The following is a 20308-nucleotide window of genomic DNA, read 5'->3' as shown; positions in this document are numbered from 1 at the left end:
CCGGCATCCAATCGAGTGATGAGGAGAGACATCATGAATACCCGCAAGACCCTGCTTTCGGCCGCCATCGTCAGCTGCATCGCCTTCAGTGCGCACGCGCAGCAGGCTGCCCCGACCGCCACCGACCTGGACACCGTGACCGTTACCGGCATCCGTGGTTCGATGGAAAAATCGCTGGACACCAAGCGCGAAGCCAATGCGCGCGTGGAAGTGGTCACCGCCGAGGACGTGGGCAAGCTGCCGGCGCACAACGTCGCCGACACCCTGCAGCGCCTGCCGGGCGTCAACATCAGCTCGTCCAGCGCCGATGAAGGCGGTTTCGACGAAGCCGACCGTGTCAGCCTGCGCGGCACCAGCCCGAGCCTGACCCAGACCCTGATCAACGGCCACACCGTCGGTTCGGCCGACTGGTTCGTGCTCAGCCAGGGCAACAACGTCGGCCGCAGCGTCAGCTACTCGCTGCTGCCGTCCGAACTGGTCAGCTCGGTGGAAGTGAACAAGTCCTCGCAGGCCAAGCTGCAGGACGGCGGCACCACCGGTACCGTCAACATCATCACCCGCAAGCCACTGGAATTCTCCAAGCCGTTCACCGCGGAAGGCTCGATCGGCCTGGTGCGCTCGGACCAGGCCAAGTCGAACGACCCGCAATATTCGGCGCTGTTCAACTACAAGAACGACGAAGGCACCTTCGGCGTGATGGTGCAGGGCTTCAGCCAGAAGCGCGAACTGCGCCGTGAAGCGCAGGAAATCCCGGGTGGCTTCTTCAAGATCGGCGCAAACGATCCGGTCGCCAGGACCAATCCGGACCTGATCGGCGTCAACGTTCCGGGCCTGCTGGGTTCGACCCTTTTCGAACAGACCCGCGAGCGCAAGGGCGGCCTGGTCTCGCTGCAGTTCAAGCCGAGCGACAGCCTCACCCTCGGCCTCAATGGTTTCAGCTCCGAGCTGAAGGCGAACAACTACAACCGCAACTTCATGATGTTCGGCAACAGCTTCGCCAAGTCGCAGGCGCCGGATCCGGGCTATGTGGTCAAGGACGGCGTGCTGACCAACGCCAACTACAAGGGCGTGCCCGGCACCGACTATGCGGTGTACGACATGATCTACCGCGAGTCGAAGGCCAAGTCGAGCTATGTCACCTTCGATGCCGACTGGCAGATCAGCGACAGCCTGACCGCCAAGTTCCAGGCCGGCAGCACCAAGGGTACCGGCGAGACGCCGCGCCAGTACATCGCCGAGGTCACCCTGGCCAACGGCGGCGGCGCCAGCTGGGCTACCCACGGCAATGGCTCGCCGATCGACTGGAACGTCGGCGGCGACATCTCGCCCAACGGCGTGACCAGCTTCGGCACCTGGGGCAACCAGCAGGTCACCGCTGAAGACAAGGAGAAGTGGGCCACGCTCGATTTCAACCAGTACTTCAACGATGGCGGCGTGCTGAGCTCGATCGACTTCGGCCTGCGTTTCGCCGACCACAAGCGCGAAGCGCTGTCGCCGGAAGGTGCAACCCCGGGTGACATCTGGAGCGCGCTGAAGAACGGTGCGACGGCCAACTATCCCAGCGGCTTTGCCGGTGACATCGGCGGCACCTTCCCGCGCAACCTCTGGTACTTCACCCCGGGCGCGCTGAAGGACGCGGTGACCAACAACTCCACCTGGCTGGCCGGCAATGATGGCCCGACCGGTCGCCACAACTATGGCGCCGAGTGGAAGGTGAAGGAAAAGAACTTCGCCGGCTACGTGCAGGCCAACTTCCGCGGCGACTGGTGGAGCGGCAACGTCGGCCTGCGCTACGTCAACATCAAGCAGGACATCGACACCTACAACGCCGTCAGCAAGGCCGCCGATGCCGATGTCAGCAGCCTGTTCGGCATGTGGGAGCGCCTGGCCTTCCAGAACAAGCGCAACCGCGTATTGCCCAGCGCCAACATCAAGTTCGACCTGGACGACTCGCTGGTGCTGCGCGTCGCCGCCTCGCAGACCCAGACCCTGCCGGACTACTCGGCACTGGGTGCCTCCTCGTACGGTTCGGACCTGAACCGCACCGGCGGCGGTGGCAATCCGAACCTCAAGCCGACCCTGTCGACCAACCTGGACGCCAACCTGGAGTGGTACTTCATGCCGCGCGGCCTGCTGTCGGTGGGCGCGTACCACATGGACCTGAAGGACTACATCGCCTTCGACGTGGTCTCGCGCCAGCTGTACAGCGAACTGACCAACCAGCTTGAGACCTACCAGATCTCCACCCCGATCAATGCCGACGGCAAGGTCACCGGCGTGGAAGTGGCCTACGAACAGCCGATCGGCGAGTACTTCGGCGTCAATGCCAATTACACCTACGCCAACGGCACCACCTCGCACACCTGGTCGGACGGCTCGCACAACCTGCTGGGCACCTCGAAGAACACCTACAACGTGGGTGCCTACTTCGAGAACGAGCGCTTTGGCGCCCGCGTCAGCTATACCCGCCGTTCCTCGTTCCTGATCAGCCTGTCGGGCACCAATCCGTACTACCAGGATGACTTCGGCACGCTGTCGGCGTCGCTGAGCTACAAGGCCACCGACTGGCTGAGCATCACCCTGGATGGCCTGAACCTCAACAACCCGACCTACAAGTACTACCAGACCGCGGCCATCCCGACCTCGTTCTACAGCAACGGTCGCCAGTACTACCTCAACTTCCGCTTCAAGTACTGATCCAGCGGCGGCAACATCGCCGAGTCGTGCACGCACGCCGGGCCTGGGTCATTCCGGGCCCGGCGTTTTTCATGTATAGCGTTCATCGCACCGTTCCAAGGAGTCGTACCGATGGTCAAGCCTTCCCGCGCCCGGATGCGCAGCGCAGTGCTGCTGGGCAGCCTGCTCGCCCTGTTGCCGGCACTGCCGGCACTTGCCGCCGACCCCATGCCGGCCGCTGAGGCACCCGGCCCGCAGCTGCGTGCCGGCAGCCTGATGCTGATTCCCGCCCCCAGCAATGTGCAGCCTGGCCAGGGCAGCGGCATCACCGTGCGCGCCGATACCGTGCTGCAGGCCGAAGGCGAGGCCGCACAGCGCGTCGCCAGCCAGTTCGCCGACCTGCTGGCGCGCAGTGGCGGCCCGCGCCTGGGGCTGGCCAAGGGCAAGGCGGCGGCCAGGACCGGTGGCATCCGCTTCCAGATCGTGCCCACCTTCCGCGACAGCGGCGAGGGCTACACGCTGGAAAGCACCGCACAGGGCGTAGTGGTACAGGCCGGCAACGAAACCGGCCTGTTCTACGGCGCAACCACCCTCGCCCAGCTCGCCACCGGCGGCAGCAACGGCGTGCTGCCAGCGGTGCAGATCCAGGACGCGCCACGCTTCAGCTGGCGCGGTTTCATGCTCGACTCGGCGCGGCATTTCCAGAGCCTGGACGAGATCAAGCGCGTGCTCGACGCAATGGCCGCGCACAAGCTCAACACCTTCCATTGGCACCTGACCGATGACCAGGGTTGGCGCATGGAGATCAAGCGCTATCCGAAGCTGACCGGAGTGGGCAGCTGCCGCCTGCCGGCCGGCGACGGTGGCACCGATCCGGGCACTGGCAAGGAGCATCCGTATTGCGGCTTCTACACGCAGGACCAGATCCGCGAAGTGATTGCCTATGCCGCGAAGCTGCATATCCAGGTGATTCCGGAAATCGATGTGCCGGGGCACGCGACCGCGGCGATTGCCGCGTACCCGGAACTGGGTTCGATCGATACCCCGCTGAAGCCGATCAGCGAATGGGGCGTGTTCCCGAACCTGTTCAACGTGGAAGACAGTACTGTCACCTTCCTCGAGAACGTACTGGAGGAAGTGATCGAACTGTTCCCGGCCAAGTACGTGCACGTCGGCGGCGACGAGGCGGTCAAGGACCAGTGGGAAGCCTCCAGGCAGGTCCAGCAGCGCATGCGTGCGCTGGGCATCAAGGATGAAATGGCCATGCAGAGCCACATCATCAAGCGCCTGGAGACCTTCCTGGAGGAGCACGACCGGCGCCTGATCGGCTGGGATGAAATCCTTGAAGGCGGGCTGCCGCCGCAGGCCACGGTGATGTCCTGGCAGGGCACCGAAGGTGGCCTGGCCGCGGCCAGTGCTGGCCATGACGTGGTCATGTCGCCCGTGGGCTACCTCTATCTGGATTACCTGCAGACGGCCTCGCCGAACGAACCGCCGGGCCGCCCGGCCCAGGTCAACCTCGGCAAGCTGTACAACTTCGAGCCCGTGCCGGCCGAGCTGGCCGCTGACAAGCGCGGGCACATCCTCGGCCTGCAGGCCAACATGTTCACCGAACACACGCGCACCTATGCGCGCCTGCAGCACAACCTGTTCCCGCGCCTGGCCGCGGTGGCCGAGACCGGCTGGAGCACGCCGGAACATCGCGACTTCCGCGATTTCCTCGCGCGCCTGCCCGCGCAGCTGCAACGCTACCGCGCCTGGGGCCTGGCCTACGCGCAGACCCCGTTCGAAGTGGGCGTGGACTACACCGACAACCGCGCCGCCAACACGGTGACCGTGTCGCTGGCCAACCCGCTGGGCTATGAAGTGCGCTACAGCACCGATGGCCAGCCGGTGACGGCGCAGTCGCCGCTGTACCGGCAGCCGCTGACCAGTACGCTGCCGACCACGGTGCAGGCCGCCGCGTTCTACCAGGGCCAGATGCTGGCGGCGAAGCCGACGGTCGCGGACTTCAGTGCGCAATCGCTGCTCAGCCGCCGCAGTGACGAACTGCTCAGCTGCGTAGGCAAGAAGGGGCTGGTGCTGCGCCTGGAAGACGATGGCCCGCGCGAGGGAAACCGCGCAGTGTTCAACGTGGACATCTTCCAGCCATGCTGGCGCTGGCCACAGGCACAGCTGGACGGCATCGGCAGCGTGGAAGTCCGCGCGGGGCGTATTCCGTACTACTTCCAGCTGGCCCACGACGAGCCCAAGCGTCGCTTCGAGAAGGCCAAGCGTGCGCATGGCGAGATGCTGGTGCGTCGCGGCGACTGCAGCGGCAAGGTGCTGGCCGAAGTGCCGCTGCCGGCCACGCCGGATGCCGATGGCTTCGTGACGCTGCGTGCGACGCTGCCGAAGGGCTCCCAGGGCACCGGTGACCTGTGCATCAACTTCACCGGCGACACGCGCCCGGCGATGTGGGTGCTGGATGAGGTCACGCTGGGGAAGTGACCCCAAGCCTGTCCTGGCGCAATCGATCCACGCATGGCGTGGATCTACTGTAGAGCCGAGCCCATGCTCGGCTGCCTTTGGGAGGAAGCCGAGCATGGGTCGGCTCTACAGGAACTTTACCCGCGCCAGCGCAGCAGCAGATCGCGCAGCGGGGTCAGTGCCGTAGCCAGGCCGGCCAGCACGCCGATCATGTTGGCCAGCGCGTCCATCGGATCGGCCATGCGGTCATCGGTCAATGCGCCCTGCGCGAACTCGATGCCGATCCCCATCAGCACCAGGCCCACGCCCACACACAGCAGCGGACGTCCGTGCCGGAACAGCTGTACCGCGCTGCCAGCCAGGATGAAATAGGCGAGGAAGTGCTCACCCTTGTCGCCGTTTTCCGGCAACGGAATCGGTGGCGGTGGGATCAGGCAGACCACGATCACCAGCAGCACCGCGCTGAACCACAGTGCGGCCCACAGCCGCGGCCGCCGCAGCGGCTTGATCAGCGGCAGTGCATCGCTCACAGGCGCCAGCTCAGGTCACCCAGCTCGAAGGCGGGCTCGAAGTCGACGCCGCGCTGCAGGCCGATCGCCTGGAAGCGCTCCCCCATCTCGGTCGGCAGGGTCAGCTTCTTCACCTGGTCGCGCAGCTGGATGCGGCCGACCTCATCAGTGCGCTCCTCGGCCAGCGACAGCACCTGGTCCAGGCCGTTGCCGAGCAGGAAGCTGGCCTGGCTGCAGTAGCCCGCCAGCTCGAAACCGCCGTGCATGCCGGCCTCGGCCATCGCAGTGAAATCCACCGACGCGGTGATGTCCTGCAGCCCCGGCCAGCGGTGCACGTCGTTGTGCACGTGGTGGCGGTAGAACGCGCGTACGGTGCCCTCATCGCGGTCGTGCTGGTAGAACTCGCCACGGTTGTAACCGTAGTCGATGAACAGCATCGCACCGCGCTGCAGGCCGCCCGCCACCGCCTGCAACCAGTACGGCAGCTGCGGCAGCACCTCGGAACGGTAGCCCTCGGCGAAGGGGCGCTCCAGGTAGCGCTCGATGTGGCGCACCGCACCGTTGAGCAGGATGTCGGCCGGCTGCGCACCACGGATGAAGTTGCCTTCGGCGTCCAGTTCCACGGTTTCCTCGTAGACCTCGCCATCCCGGATCAGGAAGCGCGGCGTCGGCAGCGCGTCGATCACTTCGTTGGCAAACACCACGCCCTCCCAGTCCTCTTCGAACGGGCGATCGACCCAGTCCACGCGTGCGGCCAGCTCGGCCGGCAGGTTCTGCTGCAGGCGCTGTTGCTGGCGCTCGCGCAGGTCGGCGCTGGGTTCGAGGATGGCGTAGCGCGACGGCAGCGCGTCCAGCTCGGCCAGGCGCAGCAGCACCGCTTCGGCGAAGGCGCCGGTACCACCGCCCAGTTCCAGCATCCGCGCCTGCGTACCCAGCTGGGCGAACACCGGCGCCAGCGCGTTGGCCACGCTGCCGGCGAACAGGCTGCCGAGCTCGGGCGCGGTGGTGAAGTCGCCACTGCCGCCGAATTTGCTGGCGCCGGCGCTGTAATAGCCCCAGCCGGGGGTGTACAGGCACAGCTCCATGAAGCGGGAGAACGGCATTGCCCCGCCCTGCGCAAGGATTTCGGCGCGCAGGGCAGCGGCCAGCTGGTCGCTGTGGGCCAGGGCATCGGCTTCGGGCAGGGGGAAGGTGGGCTGCATGGCGTCTTCGAATGCGGTGACAATGGTGCACAGGATAGCCGAGCCTTGGAGGACCCTCGATGAGCGATACCCACCCCGTGGTCCTGATCACCGGCAGCGCGCGCCGGATCGGTGCGGCCATCGCCCGCCAGTTCCACGCCTGTGGCTGGTCGGTGGTGCTGCACGCCAACACCTCCAGCGCCGAGCTGCAGCAGGCTGCGTTCGATTTCGACAACGTGCGCCCGGGCAGCGTGCTGGCCCTGCAGGCCGACCTGCGTGACGCCGACGCCCTGGCCGATCTGGTCGAACAGGCCGTCACCCACTTCGGCCGCCTGGACGCGCTGGTCAACAACGCCTCCAACTTCTTCCCCACCCCGCTCGGCCAGGTCACCGCCGAGGCGATGGACGCGCTGTATGCGGTCAATGCACGCGCGCCGCTGCTGCTGTCACAGGCGGCAGCGCCCTACCTGCGCCGCCAGCAGGGCTGCATCGTCAACCTCACCGACCTGCACGGCACCGACCCGATGCGTGACCACATCGCCTACACCATGGCCAAGGCCGCGCTGGAGATGGCAACGCGCGCGCTGGCGCTGGAGCTGGCGCCAAAGGTGCGGGTCAATGCAGTAGCACCGGGTGCGATCCTGTGGCCGGAACAGGGCAAGGATGATTTCGCCCGCGAAGCGCTGCTGGCACGCACGCCTTTGGCGCGGATCGGCACCGTCGAGGAGATCGCCGAGGCGGTGTACTGGCTGGTGGCCGAGGCCAGCTTCGTCACCGGCCACACCCTGCGCGTGGACGGCGGGCGTACGGTCAGCTGAAAGGTTGCCGGGGTCCACAACGGGGTCAGATCCCTTTTCCCGGCGGGAAAAGGGATCTGACCCCGTCACTCCAGATCCACCACCTCGAATGCCTCGCCAAACTGCGGGTGCGCGCGCCACAGCGTGGCCAGGTTCTGGCCGCTGACCGGGTCGATGAAGCCCGGCGCGATGTCGGCCAGCGGCTTCAGCACGAACGCGTGCTTCAGCTCCGGCCGCGGGATGCGCAGGTGCCCCGGGCCTTCCAGCACCAGGTCGCCATAGAACACCACGTCGATGTCCAGGGTCCGGTCGGAGAAGCGCGGCCCGCTGCGGTCGCGACCGTGCGCGTCTTCCAGCGCGTGCAGCCAGTCGTCCAGTTCCTGCAGCGGCAGATCGGTCTCGATCGCCACCGCATTGTTGAGGAAGGCCGGGCCATCGAAGCCGACCGCGGCGGTACGGTAGGCCGGCGATACCTGCAGCGCGCCGAAGCGCTCGCGCAGGGCCGCCACCGCGGCGTGGAGGTAGCGGCGGGGCTGGACATTGCTGCCCAGGCTCAGGAGCACGGTCGTCATGCGGTTCAGGTGGCAGCAATGGGGGCGTGGACATGCCGTCGTCACGGCGGCCTGCCTACAATCCGGGATGCACATGATAGGGCACCGACATGACCTATTGCGTTGGAATCGAGGTGGACGAGGGCCTGGTCTTCGCTGCCGACACCCGGACCAATGCCTCGCTGGACGATGTGCGCGTGCATCGCAAGCTGCACGTGTTCGAGTATCCCGGCCAGGCAGCCTACGTGCTGATGGCGGCTGGCAACCTGGCCACCACCCAGCTGCTGGTGTCGCGTCTGGGCCGCGACGCCGCAGAGCGGCGCGTGCCCAACCTGCGCGACATGCCCCACCTGTTCGAAGCCGCCGAGTACGTCGGCCAGCTGCTGGTGGACAGCCAGGTGCACACCAACCACAGCGAACATGGCCACGATGGGGTCAATACCCAGGCCACGCTGATCTTCGGCGGGCAGATCGCCGGCGAGCGCCCCGGGCTGTACATGATCTATCCGCTCGGCAACGCCATCGCCGCCTCGCCGGAGACGCCCTACCTGCAGATCGGTGAATCCAAGTACGGCAAGCCGATCCTCGACCGCATCCTCAGCCCGGCCACGCGCCTGGAGGATGCCGCACGCACGGCGATCGTCTCGTTGGACTCCACCATCCGTTCCAACCTGTCGGTGGGCCTGCCGATCGACCTGGCGCTGCTGCGCGACGGCGAACTGCGCATCGGCCAGCAGCTGCGGCTGGGTGCGGATTCCACGCTGTATGCGGACATCCACCAGAACTGGTCGCGGCGGCTGGAACAGGCAGTGGACGCCCTGCCGCGCTTCCCCTGGGAAACCAACGGACGGTAGTGCCGGCCGCTGGTCGGCAACCGCGTTGATCCCACCACACAGGGATGCCGGCCAGCGGCCGGCACTACCGCGACATCAGCCCAGCGCTTCGGACACCGCGCGGAACACCTGCTGCATCTGCAGCGGCTTGCGCAGCACGTGCACCTGCACGCCAGCGGGAAATGCATCGGCCGCCACCTCCACCGCTGCGTCTTCCAGCACCAGCGCCGGGCCGCGATAGCCCAGCGTGGCCATCTCGCCCAGCAGCTGGCTGGCCGGCAACAACTTCGAGCCGGCGTCGGCAATCACCAGCGCCGGCATTGCCTCCTGCTGCATCCAGCGCAGCGCCGCCGGGCCATCGGAGGCCAGCTGCAGCTGATATCCCTGGCTTGACAGCGCATTGCCGAGCAACGACAGGCGCGTGGCCTCGCCATCGACCACCAGGATCGACTGGCCACTGCCCAGGGCCACCAGCTGCTCGATCGGCTCACTGCCGTCGCTGGCTTCGTGCATCGGCAAGTGCAGTTCGAAGCAGGTGCCCTGCCCCGGCTGGCTGCTGACATGGATGCTGCCGCCGGCACCTTCGACGATGCGCTTGCAGGAAATCAGGCCCAGGCCGGTGCCGTCGGCCTTGGTGGTGAAGAACGGATTGAACAGGTGCGACAGCGTGTCTGCATCCATGCCGATGCCTTCATCGGCCACGCAGATCCGCATCCAGTCCACGCCATCGCGCTGGCCGGCATGGCTGGCGGTCAGGCTCAGGCGACCGCCGTTGGGCATCGCCTGGATCGCGTTGAGCGCCAGGTTCAACATCACCTGCTGCAGCTCGGTGTAGTTGGCATCGACCACCAGGCCTTCGTCCTGCACCTGCAGTTCCAGGCGCACGGCATCGGGCACGTTGCTGCGCAACAGCAGTGCAACCGCATCGAACAGGCCATCGATCTCGATGCGCTCGCTCGGCTTGCGCGAACCGCGCACGAACGACAGCATCGATTCGGCCATCTCATGGCCACGGCGACCGCACTCGGCGATGACATCGGCCAGGTGGTGCAGCTGCGGATCCTCGGTGCGCGCCTTCAGCAGGTCCGGCATGATCAGCAATGGCTGCAGGATGTTGCGCAGGTCATGGCTGAGGCCGGCAGCAAGCAGCGACAGGCTTTCCAGGCGCTGCGCGCGCATCAGCTCGGTTTCCACCCGTGCACGCTCCACCGCGCTGCGTGCATCGCGGATCGCACGCGCCACCGCCGACGGCAGGCGCGCCGGCAGATGCTTGATGATGTAGTCATTGGCGCCCTTCTGCAGCGCCGCCACCGCGTTCTCCTCACCCATCGTGCCGGAGACGAAGATGAAGGGCACGTCCGGCGAGGTCTCGCGCACGATGCGCAGCGCGTCATCACCGGAGAACCCCGGCATGCTCAGGTCGGACAGCACGATGTCCGGCTGGAACGCAGCCAGTGCCTGGCGCAGTTCCGCCTCGCTCTCGACACGCTCGAAGCGGGCGTCCAGGCCCGCGTCGAGCATCTGTTCGGACATCAGCTCGGCATCCTCTTGTGAGTCTTCCACCAGCAGGATGCGCAGCGCCCCCAGGGCGGGACCGGTCAGGGGCATGGGCTCACTCGAGTTCCGGTGCCTGGTTGATCAACGCCCAGAACTTGCCCAGGGTCTGCACCGCGCCGAAGAACTGGTCCACGTCCACCGGCTTGACCACGTAGGCGTTCACGCCCATGTCCCAGCTGCGGGCCAGATCGCTTTCCTCGCGCGAGGACGACAGGATCACCACCGGCAGGCGCTTGAGTTCTTCATGCTCGCGGATCTGCCGAAGCACTTCCAGGCCATCCATGCGCGGCATCTTGATGTCCAGCAGCAGCACCGCCGGCAGGCCTTCCTCGCGATTGGCGAAGGCGCCGCGGCGCAGCAGGTAGTCCATCACTTCCACGCCGTCTTCGACGTGCACGATGGGATTGGCCAGACGCGCCTCTTCCAGGGCATCGATCGCCATTTCGGCATCCGCCGGGCTGTCTTCGGCGAGAAGAATGGTGCGCAGAGTGGTCATGCAGAAGGCCCTTGTTTGTCCGCGTCGATCGCGGGAGGCAGGTAGAAGTGGAAGGTGGCGCCGACGTCCGGTTCGGCCTCGGCCCAGATACGGCCGCCATGGCGGGTCAGCACGCGGCGCACGCTGGCCAGGCCGATGCCGGTCCCCGGGTAGTCGCTGGCCTTGTGCAGGCGCTGGAATACACCAAACAGCTTGCCGGCGTAGGCCATGTCAAAGCCTGCACCATTGTCGCTGACCGTGAACTGATGGCCGCCATCGGGCTGCGGCTGGTAGTCCACGCGGATCTTCGCCGGCTCGCGGTTGCCCGAGTACTTCACCGCGTTGCCGAGCAGGTTCAGCCAGACCTGGCGGATCATGTTCTCGTCGCCCACCACGATCGGCAGCGGCGCGATGCTCCACTCCACGTGGTGCGCATGGCCGCCGTTCTCGGCCTCAGCCTGCAGGTTGGCATCGAGCATGGCGCGGGTATCGGCCACCAGCGACTGCATGTCCACCGCCTGCTGGCGCATCGCCGCGCGGCCCAGCCGCGAATAGACCAGCAGGTCGTCGATCAGCGCCGCCATGCGCCGGGCCGAACTGGAGATCACCTCCAGGTAATGCCGGCTCTTGTCATCGGCGGCGTCGCCGAGGTGGCGCGACAGCTTGTCGGAGAATCCGGCCACGTGGCGAAGCGGCGCACGCAGGTCATGCGAAACCGAGTAGCTGAAGGCTTCCAGCTCGCGGTTGACCTCGGACACTTGCGCGACCTTGCCCTCCAGCTGGCGGTTCAGCTCTTCCACGCGCAGCTGCACTGCGCGCTGCATGGTGACGTCGCTGATGGTCAGCAGCACCACTTCGTCATCGGTATCGGGCAGCGGCATGCGCCGTGCGTTGAGCAGCATGTAGCGCACCATGCCATCGGCGGTACGCTGCTCATGCTCGAAGTCCCAGAGTTCGCGGCCACGCGACAGCACATCGGCCAGGCGCTGGCGCACCACCGGATCCCGCCAGGCGCCGTCGCCGATGTTTTCCAGCAGCAGGCCATCGGCGCGCTCGTCCTGCAGGTCATACAGTTCGGCGAACGCCGGGTTGTGCAGCTGCACGCGCAGGTCGCGGTCGAGCAGCACGATCGGTTCGCGCACGGTCTGCAGCACCGACGCCGCGCGTGCGGCCGAGCGCAGCGATTGCCGTTCCGCATGCAGGCGGCGGCCGATCTGCCGCTGCAGCAGCCACAGCACCAGGCCGAGCAGGGCCAGCTGGATCGCCAGCGAACTCCACGACACCAGTTCGGTCTGCTTGCGCTGGCGCGCGGCCTGCTGGGCGCGCAGTGCCAGCAGATTCTGCTCGCTGGCCTGCAGCTCCTCCACCAGGCCACGGATCGGATAACGCGTGCTCAGGTCCTGCACCAGCTCACGCTGGTCGGAGTTCGGTTCGGACCGGGCCAGCTCGCGGGCAAGCGCCATGCGGCCTTCGAGCATCGATTCGATCCGACCGATGCGGATCAGCTGATCGGGATTGTCACGCGTCATCCGGCCCAGTTCGGCCAGGCGCCCGGGGATCTCGTTGGCCTTGGCCATCCGCTCGCGCAGGCCGGGCGCATCCACGCCCTTGGACAGGGTCAGGGCGGCGGATTCGACGTCGCGCACATCGGCCTGCAGCTGTTGCAGCGCCACACCAACGGACTGGGTGTGGTTGACCCAGGCCATCGCCTCTTCGCTGTCCTGCTGCAGTTTGCGCAGGGTCAACCACGGCACCACGATGATCGCGGCAGCCGCCAGCGCCAGGGCCGGCAACCGCCAGCGGTCCCAGATGTCGTCACTGAAAACCAGCGCCATAGTTCCTCGTCAGCACGGCCGCGGAGCGGGACCCGGGACGAGCCCGGCTGCGGCGGAACCGGCAATATAGCGCAGGCGGTCACAACTCTGGAGCCCAAAGCGCGGCAGGCTGAACGGGCCCCGCAGCCGGCCCCATACGCGAGTGGGCGCCCCCTTCGGGGCGCCCACCCTGTTCAACGCGCGGTGGATGCTCAGCGCTTGGCAGCGGCGCTGACCTTAAGCGCGGCGGCATCGACGCGGGTCACGCCCTTGATGCCCTTGGCGGTGTTGACCGCCTTGTCCTTCTCCGCCTGCGTAGCGACGGCACCGCTCAGGCTGACCACGCCGTTCACGGTTTCCACCTTGATCTCGGTGCCCGGAACGTTGCTGCTGGCCAGCAGATCGGCCTTCACCTTGGTGGTGATCCAGGTATCGGTCACCGGCTCATTGGAGTCGTGACGATCAGCATGGGTCGTCGGATGGGTGCTGGTCGGCGGGCTCTTCGCGGCCGGGTCCTTGGCGAATGCGGCCGAGGAGGACAGCGCCAGGCCCAGGGTCAGGGCGGAAGCAATCAGCGTGCGGGTGGTATTGCTCATCGTGTCGTACTCCTTCGGAATGTGCTGCCAGTCTGGACAACCCACCGTAGAGCAGGCGTGGCGTTGCGGTCATGCCGCCGTGAATCGAAACGTTTCCAATGGCAACCGTTCAGTTTTGGACGGCCAGCACCCGTCGTTTACCCTGCCCTTCCCACTGCCGGAGCCCTGCCATGCGCCCCGACCTGCAACTGGCCCTGATAGGCTACGGCCTCGCCGGCCGCGTCTTCCATGCACCGCTGATCCAGCACACCCCCGGGCTGGCGCTGCACAGCATCGTCAGTTCACAACGCGACACCCTGCTGCGGACGTTCAGCGATGTGCACGTGCGTGCCACGCCGCAGCAGGTATTCGATGATCCGGCCGTGGATGCCGTAGTGATCGCCACGCCGAACGAACAGCACGCGCCACTGGCCATCACGGCGCTGGCGGCAGGCAAGCATGTGCTGGTCGACAAGCCGTTCGCGCTGGATGTGGCCGAAGCGGAAACGGTGCTGGCTGCGGCACGCGATGCCGGGCGCATCGCCACCGTGTTCCAGAACCGGCGTTTCGATGCCGACTTCCTCACCCTGCAGTCGCTGCTGGCCGAAGGCAGCTTGGGCGACGTGGCCGAGTGCCACGCGCACTTCGACCGTTACCGTCCGCAGGTGCGCGACCGCTGGCGCGAACAGGACGGGCCCGGCAGTGGCCTGTGGTACGACCTCGGTCCGCACCTGCTGGACCAGATGCTGGTGCTGTTCGGCTGGCCCGAGGCAATCGATGCCGACCTGGCCGTGCAGCGCGAAGGTGGCGGCGGCATCGATTACTTCCACGCGATACTGCACTACCCACGGCATCGGGCGATCGTCCACGCCGGTTCCCTGGTGGCAGCGCAGACGCCGCACTTCAGTGTGCATGGCAGCGCCGCCAGCTGGATCAAGCACGGCCTGGACGTGCAGGAGGCGCAGCTGCGCCGCGGCGTGGCGCCGGGCGCACCAGGCTGGGGCCTCGATCCGCGGCATGGCGAGCTGGTGCGCTGCGATACCGAAGACAACGTGCAACGCAGCACCGTCGACAACCTGCCCGGCGACTATCGCCGGTTGTATGCGCAGTTCGCAGCGGCGATGCACGGCGAGGGCGAAGCCACGGTCAGCCCGGTGCAGGCGCTGCAGCTGATGCGGTTGCTGCAGGCCGGCATGGACAGCGCGCGCGAAGGGCGCCGGATCGCGTTGGGGTGATCGGCAGGGCTGCGCCCTGCACCCGCAGAAACGGTAGTGCCGGCCGCTGGCCGGCAACCTCAACAGCAACGGCAAAAAACGGCTACCCGTGAGATGGCGGACCCACCCGCCTTCGACAGTTATCCGCGCCCGACGGTAGGTGTCGACCTTGGTCGACACATCCACGCCATGCGTGGATGACGTGGCAATGACCGAAGAAGGCTTTTGTAGAGTCGAGCCATGCTCGACTGGCTGCCTGGGGCCGGATCCCTTCGGCAACGCCGAAGGGCTCTGACGCCACCGCAGTGCTTACGACTTCTTGATAGCGTGGCCGCCGAATTCATTGCGCATCGCCGACAGCAGGCGATCGGTGAACGAATTCGATTCGCGCGAGCGCAGGCGTTCCAGCAGCGACAGCGTGATCACCGGCGCCGGCACATCCAGCGCGATGGCTTCGGCCACGGTCCAGCGGCCTTCGCCGGAATCCTCCACATACGGGGCAATGCCATCCAGCGAAGGATTGCGCTTGAGGGCTTCCGTGCTCAGGTCCAGCAGCCACGAACGCACCACGCTGCCGTGGCGCCACACCTCGGCCACCTGCGCCAGGTCCAGTTCCATCTCCTGCTTGCGCTCCATCAGCGCGAAGCCTTCGGCATAGGCCTGCATCATTCCGTACTCGATGCCGTTGTGGACCATCTTGGTGAAGTGGCCGGCACCGGACGGGCCGACGCGCCCCCAGCCACGATCTTCGGCCGGGGCCAGCGTGCGCAGCAACGGTGCGATCTGCTCCACCACCGACGCTTCGCCACCGACCATCAGGCTGTAGCCCTCCTGCAGGCCCCACACGCCACCGCTGGTGCCGCAGTCGACGTAGCCCAGATCATCCTCGGCCAGCGCCTTGGCGCGGCGGATCGAGTCCTGGTAGTTGGAGTTGCCGCCGTCGATGACGATGTCACCCTCGGCCAGGTGCGGGGTCAGCTGGCCCAGCGTCTGGTCGACGGTTTCGCCGGCCGGTACCATCAGCCACACCACGCGCGGCACCGGCAGCGCGGCCACGGCGGCGGCCAGCGAATCAACCACCTCCAGGCCGGCCTCGGCGGCGCGCTGGCGGGCGCCTTCGCCCGGGTCGTAGCCGACCACGCGGTGGCCGCCGCGATGCAGGCGCTGGGCCATGTTGGCGCCCATGCGGCCGAGGCCGATCATTGCAATATCCATTGTTTCACCTTCAGTTGGGGTCTAGGGTCAGGCTGCCTGGCCTGCCGGTAGCCGCGCAGTGGCGCAGCTGCGCCTCGCGCCAACGCCGGTAGAGCGTGGTATGCAGATTGTGCACCGCCAGGTCGATTGAAAACGGGGTTCGCGGGTTGCGATCGAGCAGGCGGGCGACGTGGTAGCCGATGGGACGTATACCGCGTGGATGCACATAGATCACGAACTGCTGGTAGAACGGATCGTCCAGCAGCTGGTCCATGCGCGCGAGCGTGTCGTGGTAGCGCGGCGCCAGCCGTGCGCGCAACTGCGGATCGCGCTCGAACAGCAGGCGCTCGAAGTAGCGCTGGCCGATGCGCGGGATGTCCTGCGCCAGGTTCCAGAGTTCGGCATTGCGCTGGTCGTACCAGGCCAGGCCGCCGTGCTGCGCCAGGGCCTGCGCAGCGCCCTCGCCCACAGTGACGACCACGAAGTTCTCGGCCTGGTTGCTCAGGTCATCCAGCGTACCGTTGTCGTACACATGTTCGATGAAGCCGGGCACACCCACGAACGCCTGCCGCCCCATCGCCGAGGTGCGCACCGCCTTGCCATCGGCGAAGAACTCGCCCGCGTGCGCGCCAAGCAGGATGCTGTCGGTGGCGCGCAGCGCGAGGAAGGTGCCGATCGACAGTTCATCCGCTGCGAACTCTGTATCGAACGCAGCATCGCCATACAGCTCGCGCTGGGTGGCCAGCTGCGCGACCTGGCGGCCGACACCGCACTCGGCGCGCACGGCACCGCTGTAGAACGCCTGCAGCGCATGGCTGTTGCCCGCACTGGGCACGAAGCCACGGCCGAAACTGCGCGTACGCTGCCAGCCCTGTGCCGGCGCGCCGCGCAGACCAAAGCCGATCCAGCCCAGTTGCGGGCCGGAGAAGCGGAACGTGGCATTGCCCTGCAATGCCGAGGTCGCGCGCCGCGTGGCCGCCCCCAGCTCGAAGGCATAGGCGCAGACCGTAGCAGGGTCTTCCAGCAGCTGCTGCAGCAGTGCCTGTCGTTCGCCTGCAGGCAGATCCGCCGGCCAGCGTACGCGCAGGTCACCCGCTGCCTGTGCCGCGGCGAGCGAGGAACGCGTACACACCGGGCCCTTGTGTACCTGCGGTGCACGCAGCTCGGCATCCTCGAAGCGCCACCCCAACCGCTGCAGCAGACCCTGCGTACAGTCCGGGGATGGCGCTGCGACGACCCACGCGGGCGCCAGCAGCAGGGCTGCAATCAGCCACCTGCCGCGCACGCTCAGCCCTGGTCCGTGACCGCCGGTGCGGGTGCGGGCTCCGGTGCCGCCGCCGGCGATGGCGGCGGCTTGCCCGCCGCGGCCGGCAGGTACTGCTGCAGGCGCTGGAAGAAGCGACGATAGAACTCGGCATCGGTGACCGTGCTGCTGGCCACCTTCACCAGCGAGTCGTCGTTGCTGCCGAAGGGCAGCGATACCGAACCCAGCGCTCCCACACCGACACTGGCCGAGGTCGGGCTCTTCTTCAGCGCGTAGCGATCCTGCACTGCGCTGACGAACACCAGCGTCTGGCCGCCACGCGGGGCGCAGGAGATGCGCAGCACCAGCTGCTCATGGTCATCCTCGCGCGGCTGGAAGTTCTTGTTGCCTTCCACCTGTGCATCGTCGGAACGGGCGATGGCATAGCCCTGGCTGAGCAGCGTGCGGCGCGCCGCTTCGCAGGCTTCGCCCGGGCGCCCATCGACCGTGCGCGAGAAGGTATCGCCGGAATCGAAGGACTCGCGCAACACGGTGCTGTCGGCGGCACGGCCACCGCAGGCCGAGAGGATCAGGGCGCTGGTGAGCGCCACGGCGGCGCTGGAAAGACGGGAGGCCCGCATGGGTACTCCTGCGAGAACGGAAGCACCAAGGGTAGTCCCACCCCCGTGTGCGGCAGGTCGACATACCCTCCCACGTTGCTCCCGGTTCATGCACGAAAAAGGGGACGGAGGGAATTAAGTCGTTTGTGGCACAAACGACTTAATTCCCTCCGTCCCCTTTTACGCCGAGGGGCCGGCAATGCCGGCCCCTGAGGTGTCACATGCCGTGGCCAGCTCAGTCCGCCCAGCGCCCCGCGCCGGTGGACTGCGGCAGCACCTGGGCCGACAGCGGGCGGTCATTGGCCAGCAGATTGACCGCGTCAGCGAGGATCGAGGCCGACTCGCGCAGCAGCGGGTCCGGACGCTTTTCAGCGGCCTTCTCACGGGCGGCATCCTTGACGATGTCGCGCTCGTTGCCGGTCAGGCCATCGTCGCTGCTGTCGTCGGCCAGCGGGTCCAGGGCCAGGCCCAGTTCCTTGCGCTGCACCTGGCGCTCCTTGCGCTGGGCGTCCTGGCGCTCGCGCTCGGCACGACGGGTCGCCTCGTTGAGCGAGATGTACTTCTTCGCGGCCTCGGTGCGGAACTGCTCCACATCCTCGTTCCACCACTGGAATTCCTTGTCAGTGGCGATGCGCGCGTCGTGGCGGGTCTCCAGCTTCGGCAGCAGCGGCGCGAAGTTGCCGTACTGGGTGTGCGGCACGGCGGCGATGCGGGTCCACGGCAGGGCGTTGTCGTAGGTGCTTTCGCCGAATTCGGTGGCATCGACGCTGGCCGGGAAGGCCAGGTCCGGCACCACACCCTTGTGCTGGGTGCTGCTGCCGCTGATGCGGAAGAACTGGGCGATGGTCAGCTTGACCTGGCCGAAGCGCTGGGTCTCGCCGCTCGGCCAGCGATCGAGGTCGACGATGTTCTGCACGGTGCCCTTGCCGAAGCTGGTTTCACCGATCACCAGGCCACGGCCGTAGTCCTGGATGGCACCGGCGAAGATCTCCGAGGCCGAGGCCGAACCGCGGTTGATCAGCACCGCCAGCGGGCCATCCCACGCCACGCCCTGGTTGCGGTCGCTGTTGACGGTAACGCGGCCACCGGACTCGCGCACCTGCACCACCGGGCCCTGTTCAATGAACAGGCCGGTCAGTTCGATCGCCTCATCCAGCGAGCCCCCCCCGTTGTTGCGCAGGTCCAGCACCACGCCATCCAGCTTGTCGTTCTTGAAGCCGGCCAGCAGCTTGGCGACGTCGCGGGTGGCCGAGGCGTAGTCAGCGGCATTGCGGCGACGGCCTTCGAAGTCCTGGTAGAAGGTCGGCAGCTTGATCACGCCGATCCTGCGCGCCGGTTCGCCGTTGGCGGCCGGGATGCTCATGGTCTCGCCCTTGGCGGCCTGTTCGGCCAGGCGCACCTTCTGGCGGGTCAGGACCAGCGTGTGGTGCTTGCCGTCCACGCCCTCGGCGGCCGGGATGAATTCCAGCTTGACCTGGGTATCCTTGGCACCGCGGATCTTGGCCACGACGTCGTCGATGCGCCAGCCGATCACATCCTCGACCAGGCCGGACTTGCCCTGGCCAACGCCGACGATGCGGTCCCCCGGCTTCAGGGTGCCGTCCACTGCGGCCGGACCACCGGCGATGATCTCGCGGATCACCACCATGTCGTCCTGCCGCTGCAGCTGCGCACCGATGCCTTCCAGCGACAGCGACATCGCCTGGTTGAAGTTCTCGGCGGTGCGCGGGGTGAAGTAGTCAGTGTGCGGATCAACCGCGCTGGTGTAGGCGTTCATGAAGAACTGGAAGACGTCTTCGCCCTTCAGCTCGTTGACCGACTTCTCCAGCGTCGCGTAGCGCTTGTCCAGCGTCTTGCGGATGTCGTCCGGCTTCTTGCCCGCCAGCTTCAGGCGCAGCCAGTCGTTCTTCACCGACTTGCGCCACAGCTCATCCAGTTCGGCACTGCTGGCCGCCCACGGAACCTTCTTGCGGTCGTATTCGAAGCGCTCGTCGGTGGTGAAGTCCGGCTCCTGCTTGAGCAGCTTGCGCGCATAGGCCACGCGCTCGCCGACGCGCTGCTTGTAGACCGCGAACACCTGGAACGCCGGCTCCAGCTCGCCGCCACGGATGGCCGAAGAGATGTTGGCTTCGAACGGCGCGAAGCGCGCCACGTCGGCCTGGGTGAAGTACTGCTTGCCGCCGTCCAGGGTCTCCAGGTAACGCTTGAACACGTCTTTGGAGGTGGCCTCGTCCAGCGCGCGCGGGCGGTAGGCGTAGCGGCTGTCGGACAACAGGCCGTACACCAGCTTGGAGGTGGTCACCTGATCGGCGGTGGCCGCCGCGGGCAATGCGGGCGAGTCGGCCTTGGCCGCCAGCGCCAGCGGCGCGACCAGCGCCAGGGCCATCAGGAATGCGGGGGCTTTGAATTTCATTGACGTGCTCGAAGGCGCCTTGCCAAGGGGGAGACTGCAGGGTGTTCAGACACCACGACAGTGCCGAAAGTTGCCGGGTTTGTCATCCGGCCGCGCTCGGTGGAAAACCAGCCTAGCCGGGCCGGTGTAGCAAATTGTGAATGCATGCAGAGCCGAGCCCATGCTCGGCTGGCCGGCAGCAAGCAGC

At 67.0% G+C, this 20308-nt stretch carries 16 protein-coding genes; 5 read left to right on the top strand and 11 right to left on the bottom strand.

Annotation, left to right across the window (positions count from 1 at the left end; genetic code table 11):
• Positions 1–33: 33 nt before the first annotated feature.
• Together AC5P8F_RS05060 and AC5P8F_RS05055 are read left to right on the top strand one after the other, a co-directional pair.
• The gene (locus AC5P8F_RS05060) at positions 34–2697 is read left to right on the top strand and encodes a TonB-dependent receptor (protein ID WP_227864574.1); all 2664 of its coding nucleotides are present in this window, start codon (positions 34–36) and stop codon (positions 2695–2697) included.
• Between the two features lie 111 nt (positions 2698–2808).
• Positions 2809–5166: a beta-N-acetylhexosaminidase gene (locus AC5P8F_RS05055; protein ID WP_049439955.1), complete on the top strand. Its 2358-nt coding sequence runs from the start codon at positions 2809–2811 to the stop codon at positions 5164–5166.
• A gap of 116 nt (positions 5167–5282) precedes the next feature.
• Here AC5P8F_RS05055 and AC5P8F_RS05050 read toward each other — a convergent pair whose 3' ends face one another.
• Complete coding sequence (locus tag AC5P8F_RS05050) at positions 5283–5675, bottom strand: VanZ family protein (protein ID WP_049439957.1); 393 nt, start codon at positions 5673–5675, stop codon at positions 5283–5285.
• Complete coding sequence (locus tag AC5P8F_RS05045) at positions 5672–6856, bottom strand: class I SAM-dependent methyltransferase (protein ID WP_014648426.1); 1185 nt, start codon at positions 6854–6856, stop codon at positions 5672–5674. Before AC5P8F_RS05045 ends, AC5P8F_RS05050 begins: the two co-directional genes overlap by 4 nt.
• A 59-nt stretch (positions 6857–6915) precedes the next feature.
• On the opposite strand from AC5P8F_RS05045, the gene AC5P8F_RS05040 reads away from it, so the two are divergent.
• Positions 6916–7653, top strand: coding sequence for a pteridine reductase (locus tag AC5P8F_RS05040; protein ID WP_014648427.1), 738 nt, complete (start codon positions 6916–6918; stop codon positions 7651–7653).
• Between the two features lie 65 nt (positions 7654–7718).
• Here the strand turns inward: AC5P8F_RS05040 and folK are convergent, their stop codons facing one another.
• A complete protein-coding gene (gene folK, locus AC5P8F_RS05035) occupies positions 7719–8204 on the bottom strand; it encodes a 2-amino-4-hydroxy-6-hydroxymethyldihydropteridine diphosphokinase (RefSeq protein WP_227864084.1) in 486 nt (161 codons plus the stop codon).
• Positions 8205–8293: 89 nt separating this feature from the next.
• Here folK and AC5P8F_RS05030 point away from each other — a divergent pair, with 89 nt between their 5' ends.
• The gene (locus AC5P8F_RS05030; protein ID WP_046432549.1) at positions 8294–9037 is read left to right on the top strand and encodes a proteasome-type protease; all 744 of its coding nucleotides are present in this window, start codon (positions 8294–8296) and stop codon (positions 9035–9037) included.
• Between the two features lie 75 nt (positions 9038–9112).
• Here the strand turns inward: AC5P8F_RS05030 and AC5P8F_RS05025 are convergent, their stop codons facing one another.
• The 4 genes from AC5P8F_RS05025 to AC5P8F_RS05010 form a co-directional block, all read right to left on the bottom strand.
• The gene (locus tag AC5P8F_RS05025; protein ID WP_495227667.1) at positions 9113–10624 is read right to left on the bottom strand and encodes an ATP-binding response regulator; all 1512 of its coding nucleotides are present in this window, start codon (positions 10622–10624) and stop codon (positions 9113–9115) included.
• 4 nt (positions 10625–10628) lie between these two features.
• Positions 10629–11069, bottom strand: coding sequence for a response regulator (locus tag AC5P8F_RS05020; RefSeq protein WP_005411057.1), 441 nt, complete (start codon positions 11067–11069; stop codon positions 10629–10631).
• A complete protein-coding gene (locus AC5P8F_RS05015) occupies positions 11066–12883 on the bottom strand; it encodes a sensor histidine kinase (RefSeq protein WP_197606163.1) in 1818 nt (605 codons plus the stop codon). The genes AC5P8F_RS05020 and AC5P8F_RS05015 overlap by 4 nt, the downstream gene beginning before the upstream one ends.
• A 191-nt stretch (positions 12884–13074) precedes the next feature.
• Positions 13075–13458, bottom strand: a complete 384-nt coding sequence (locus AC5P8F_RS05010; protein WP_014648433.1) for a BON domain-containing protein — start codon at positions 13456–13458, stop codon at positions 13075–13077.
• A 170-nt stretch (positions 13459–13628) separates the two neighbouring features.
• Between AC5P8F_RS05010 and AC5P8F_RS05005 the strand changes: the two genes are divergently transcribed.
• Entirely contained in the window at positions 13629–14672 is a 1044-nt protein-coding gene (locus AC5P8F_RS05005; protein ID WP_049439961.1) for an oxidoreductase, read from the top strand.
• A 288-nt stretch (positions 14673–14960) separates the two neighbouring features.
• Here the strand turns inward: AC5P8F_RS05005 and gnd are convergent, their stop codons facing one another.
• From gnd to AC5P8F_RS04985, 4 genes are all read right to left on the bottom strand, one after another.
• Positions 14961–15866 carry a phosphogluconate dehydrogenase (NAD(+)-dependent, decarboxylating) gene (gnd, locus tag AC5P8F_RS05000; protein ID WP_014648435.1) on the bottom strand — a complete coding sequence of 302 codons (906 nt, stop codon included), beginning with the start codon at positions 15864–15866 and terminating at the stop codon, positions 14961–14963.
• Between the two features lie 10 nt (positions 15867–15876).
• On the bottom strand, positions 15877–17130 hold the full coding sequence (locus AC5P8F_RS04995; protein ID WP_495227664.1) for a hypothetical protein: 1254 nt from the start codon (positions 17128–17130) through the stop codon (positions 15877–15879).
• Between the two features lie 2 nt (positions 17131–17132).
• Positions 17133–17729 carry a DUF2242 domain-containing protein gene (locus AC5P8F_RS04990; protein ID WP_014648437.1) on the bottom strand — a complete coding sequence of 199 codons (597 nt, stop codon included), beginning with the start codon at positions 17727–17729 and terminating at the stop codon, positions 17133–17135.
• 214 nt (positions 17730–17943) lie between these two features.
• A complete protein-coding gene (locus AC5P8F_RS04985; RefSeq protein ID WP_014648438.1) occupies positions 17944–20121 on the bottom strand; it encodes a carboxy terminal-processing peptidase in 2178 nt (725 codons plus the stop codon).
• Between the last annotated feature and the right edge of the window lie 187 nt (positions 20122–20308).

This window comes from Stenotrophomonas sp. YJH_SMC_69 (genome assembly GCF_059370495.1).
The sequence above is the reverse complement of the archived record's forward strand: the minus strand, read 5'-3'. Positions and strand labels throughout refer to the sequence as shown.

Coding starts and splice junctions, on each gene's coding strand:
- AC5P8F_RS05060 (WP_227864574.1), top strand. CDS start 34: ATGAATACCCGCAAGACCCTGCTTTCGGCCGCCATCGTCAGCTGCATC.
- AC5P8F_RS05055 (WP_049439955.1), top strand. CDS start 2,809: ATGGTCAAGCCTTCCCGCGCCCGGATGCGCAGCGCAGTGCTGCTGGGC.
- AC5P8F_RS05045 (WP_014648426.1), bottom strand. CDS start 6,856: ATGCAGCCCACCTTCCCCCTGCCCGAAGCCGATGCCCTGGCCCACAGC.
- AC5P8F_RS05040 (WP_014648427.1), top strand. CDS start 6,916: ATGAGCGATACCCACCCCGTGGTCCTGATCACCGGCAGCGCGCGCCGG.
- folK (WP_227864084.1), bottom strand. CDS start 8,204: ATGACGACCGTGCTCCTGAGCCTGGGCAGCAATGTCCAGCCCCGCCGC.
- AC5P8F_RS05030 (WP_046432549.1), top strand. CDS start 8,294: ATGACCTATTGCGTTGGAATCGAGGTGGACGAGGGCCTGGTCTTCGCT.
- AC5P8F_RS05025 (WP_495227667.1), bottom strand. CDS start 10,624: ATGCCCCTGACCGGTCCCGCCCTGGGGGCGCTGCGCATCCTGCTGGTG.
- AC5P8F_RS05020 (WP_005411057.1), bottom strand. CDS start 11,069: ATGACCACTCTGCGCACCATTCTTCTCGCCGAAGACAGCCCGGCGGAT.
- AC5P8F_RS05015 (WP_197606163.1), bottom strand. CDS start 12,883: ATGGCGCTGGTTTTCAGTGACGACATCTGGGACCGCTGGCGGTTGCCG.
- AC5P8F_RS05010 (WP_014648433.1), bottom strand. CDS start 13,458: ATGAGCAATACCACCCGCACGCTGATTGCTTCCGCCCTGACCCTGGGC.
- AC5P8F_RS05005 (WP_049439961.1), top strand. CDS start 13,629: ATGCGCCCCGACCTGCAACTGGCCCTGATAGGCTACGGCCTCGCCGGC.
- gnd (WP_014648435.1), bottom strand. CDS start 15,866: ATGGATATTGCAATGATCGGCCTCGGCCGCATGGGCGCCAACATGGCC.
- AC5P8F_RS04990 (WP_014648437.1), bottom strand. CDS start 17,729: ATGCGGGCCTCCCGTCTTTCCAGCGCCGCCGTGGCGCTCACCAGCGCC.
- AC5P8F_RS04985 (WP_014648438.1), bottom strand. CDS start 20,121: ATGAAATTCAAAGCCCCCGCATTCCTGATGGCCCTGGCGCTGGTCGCG.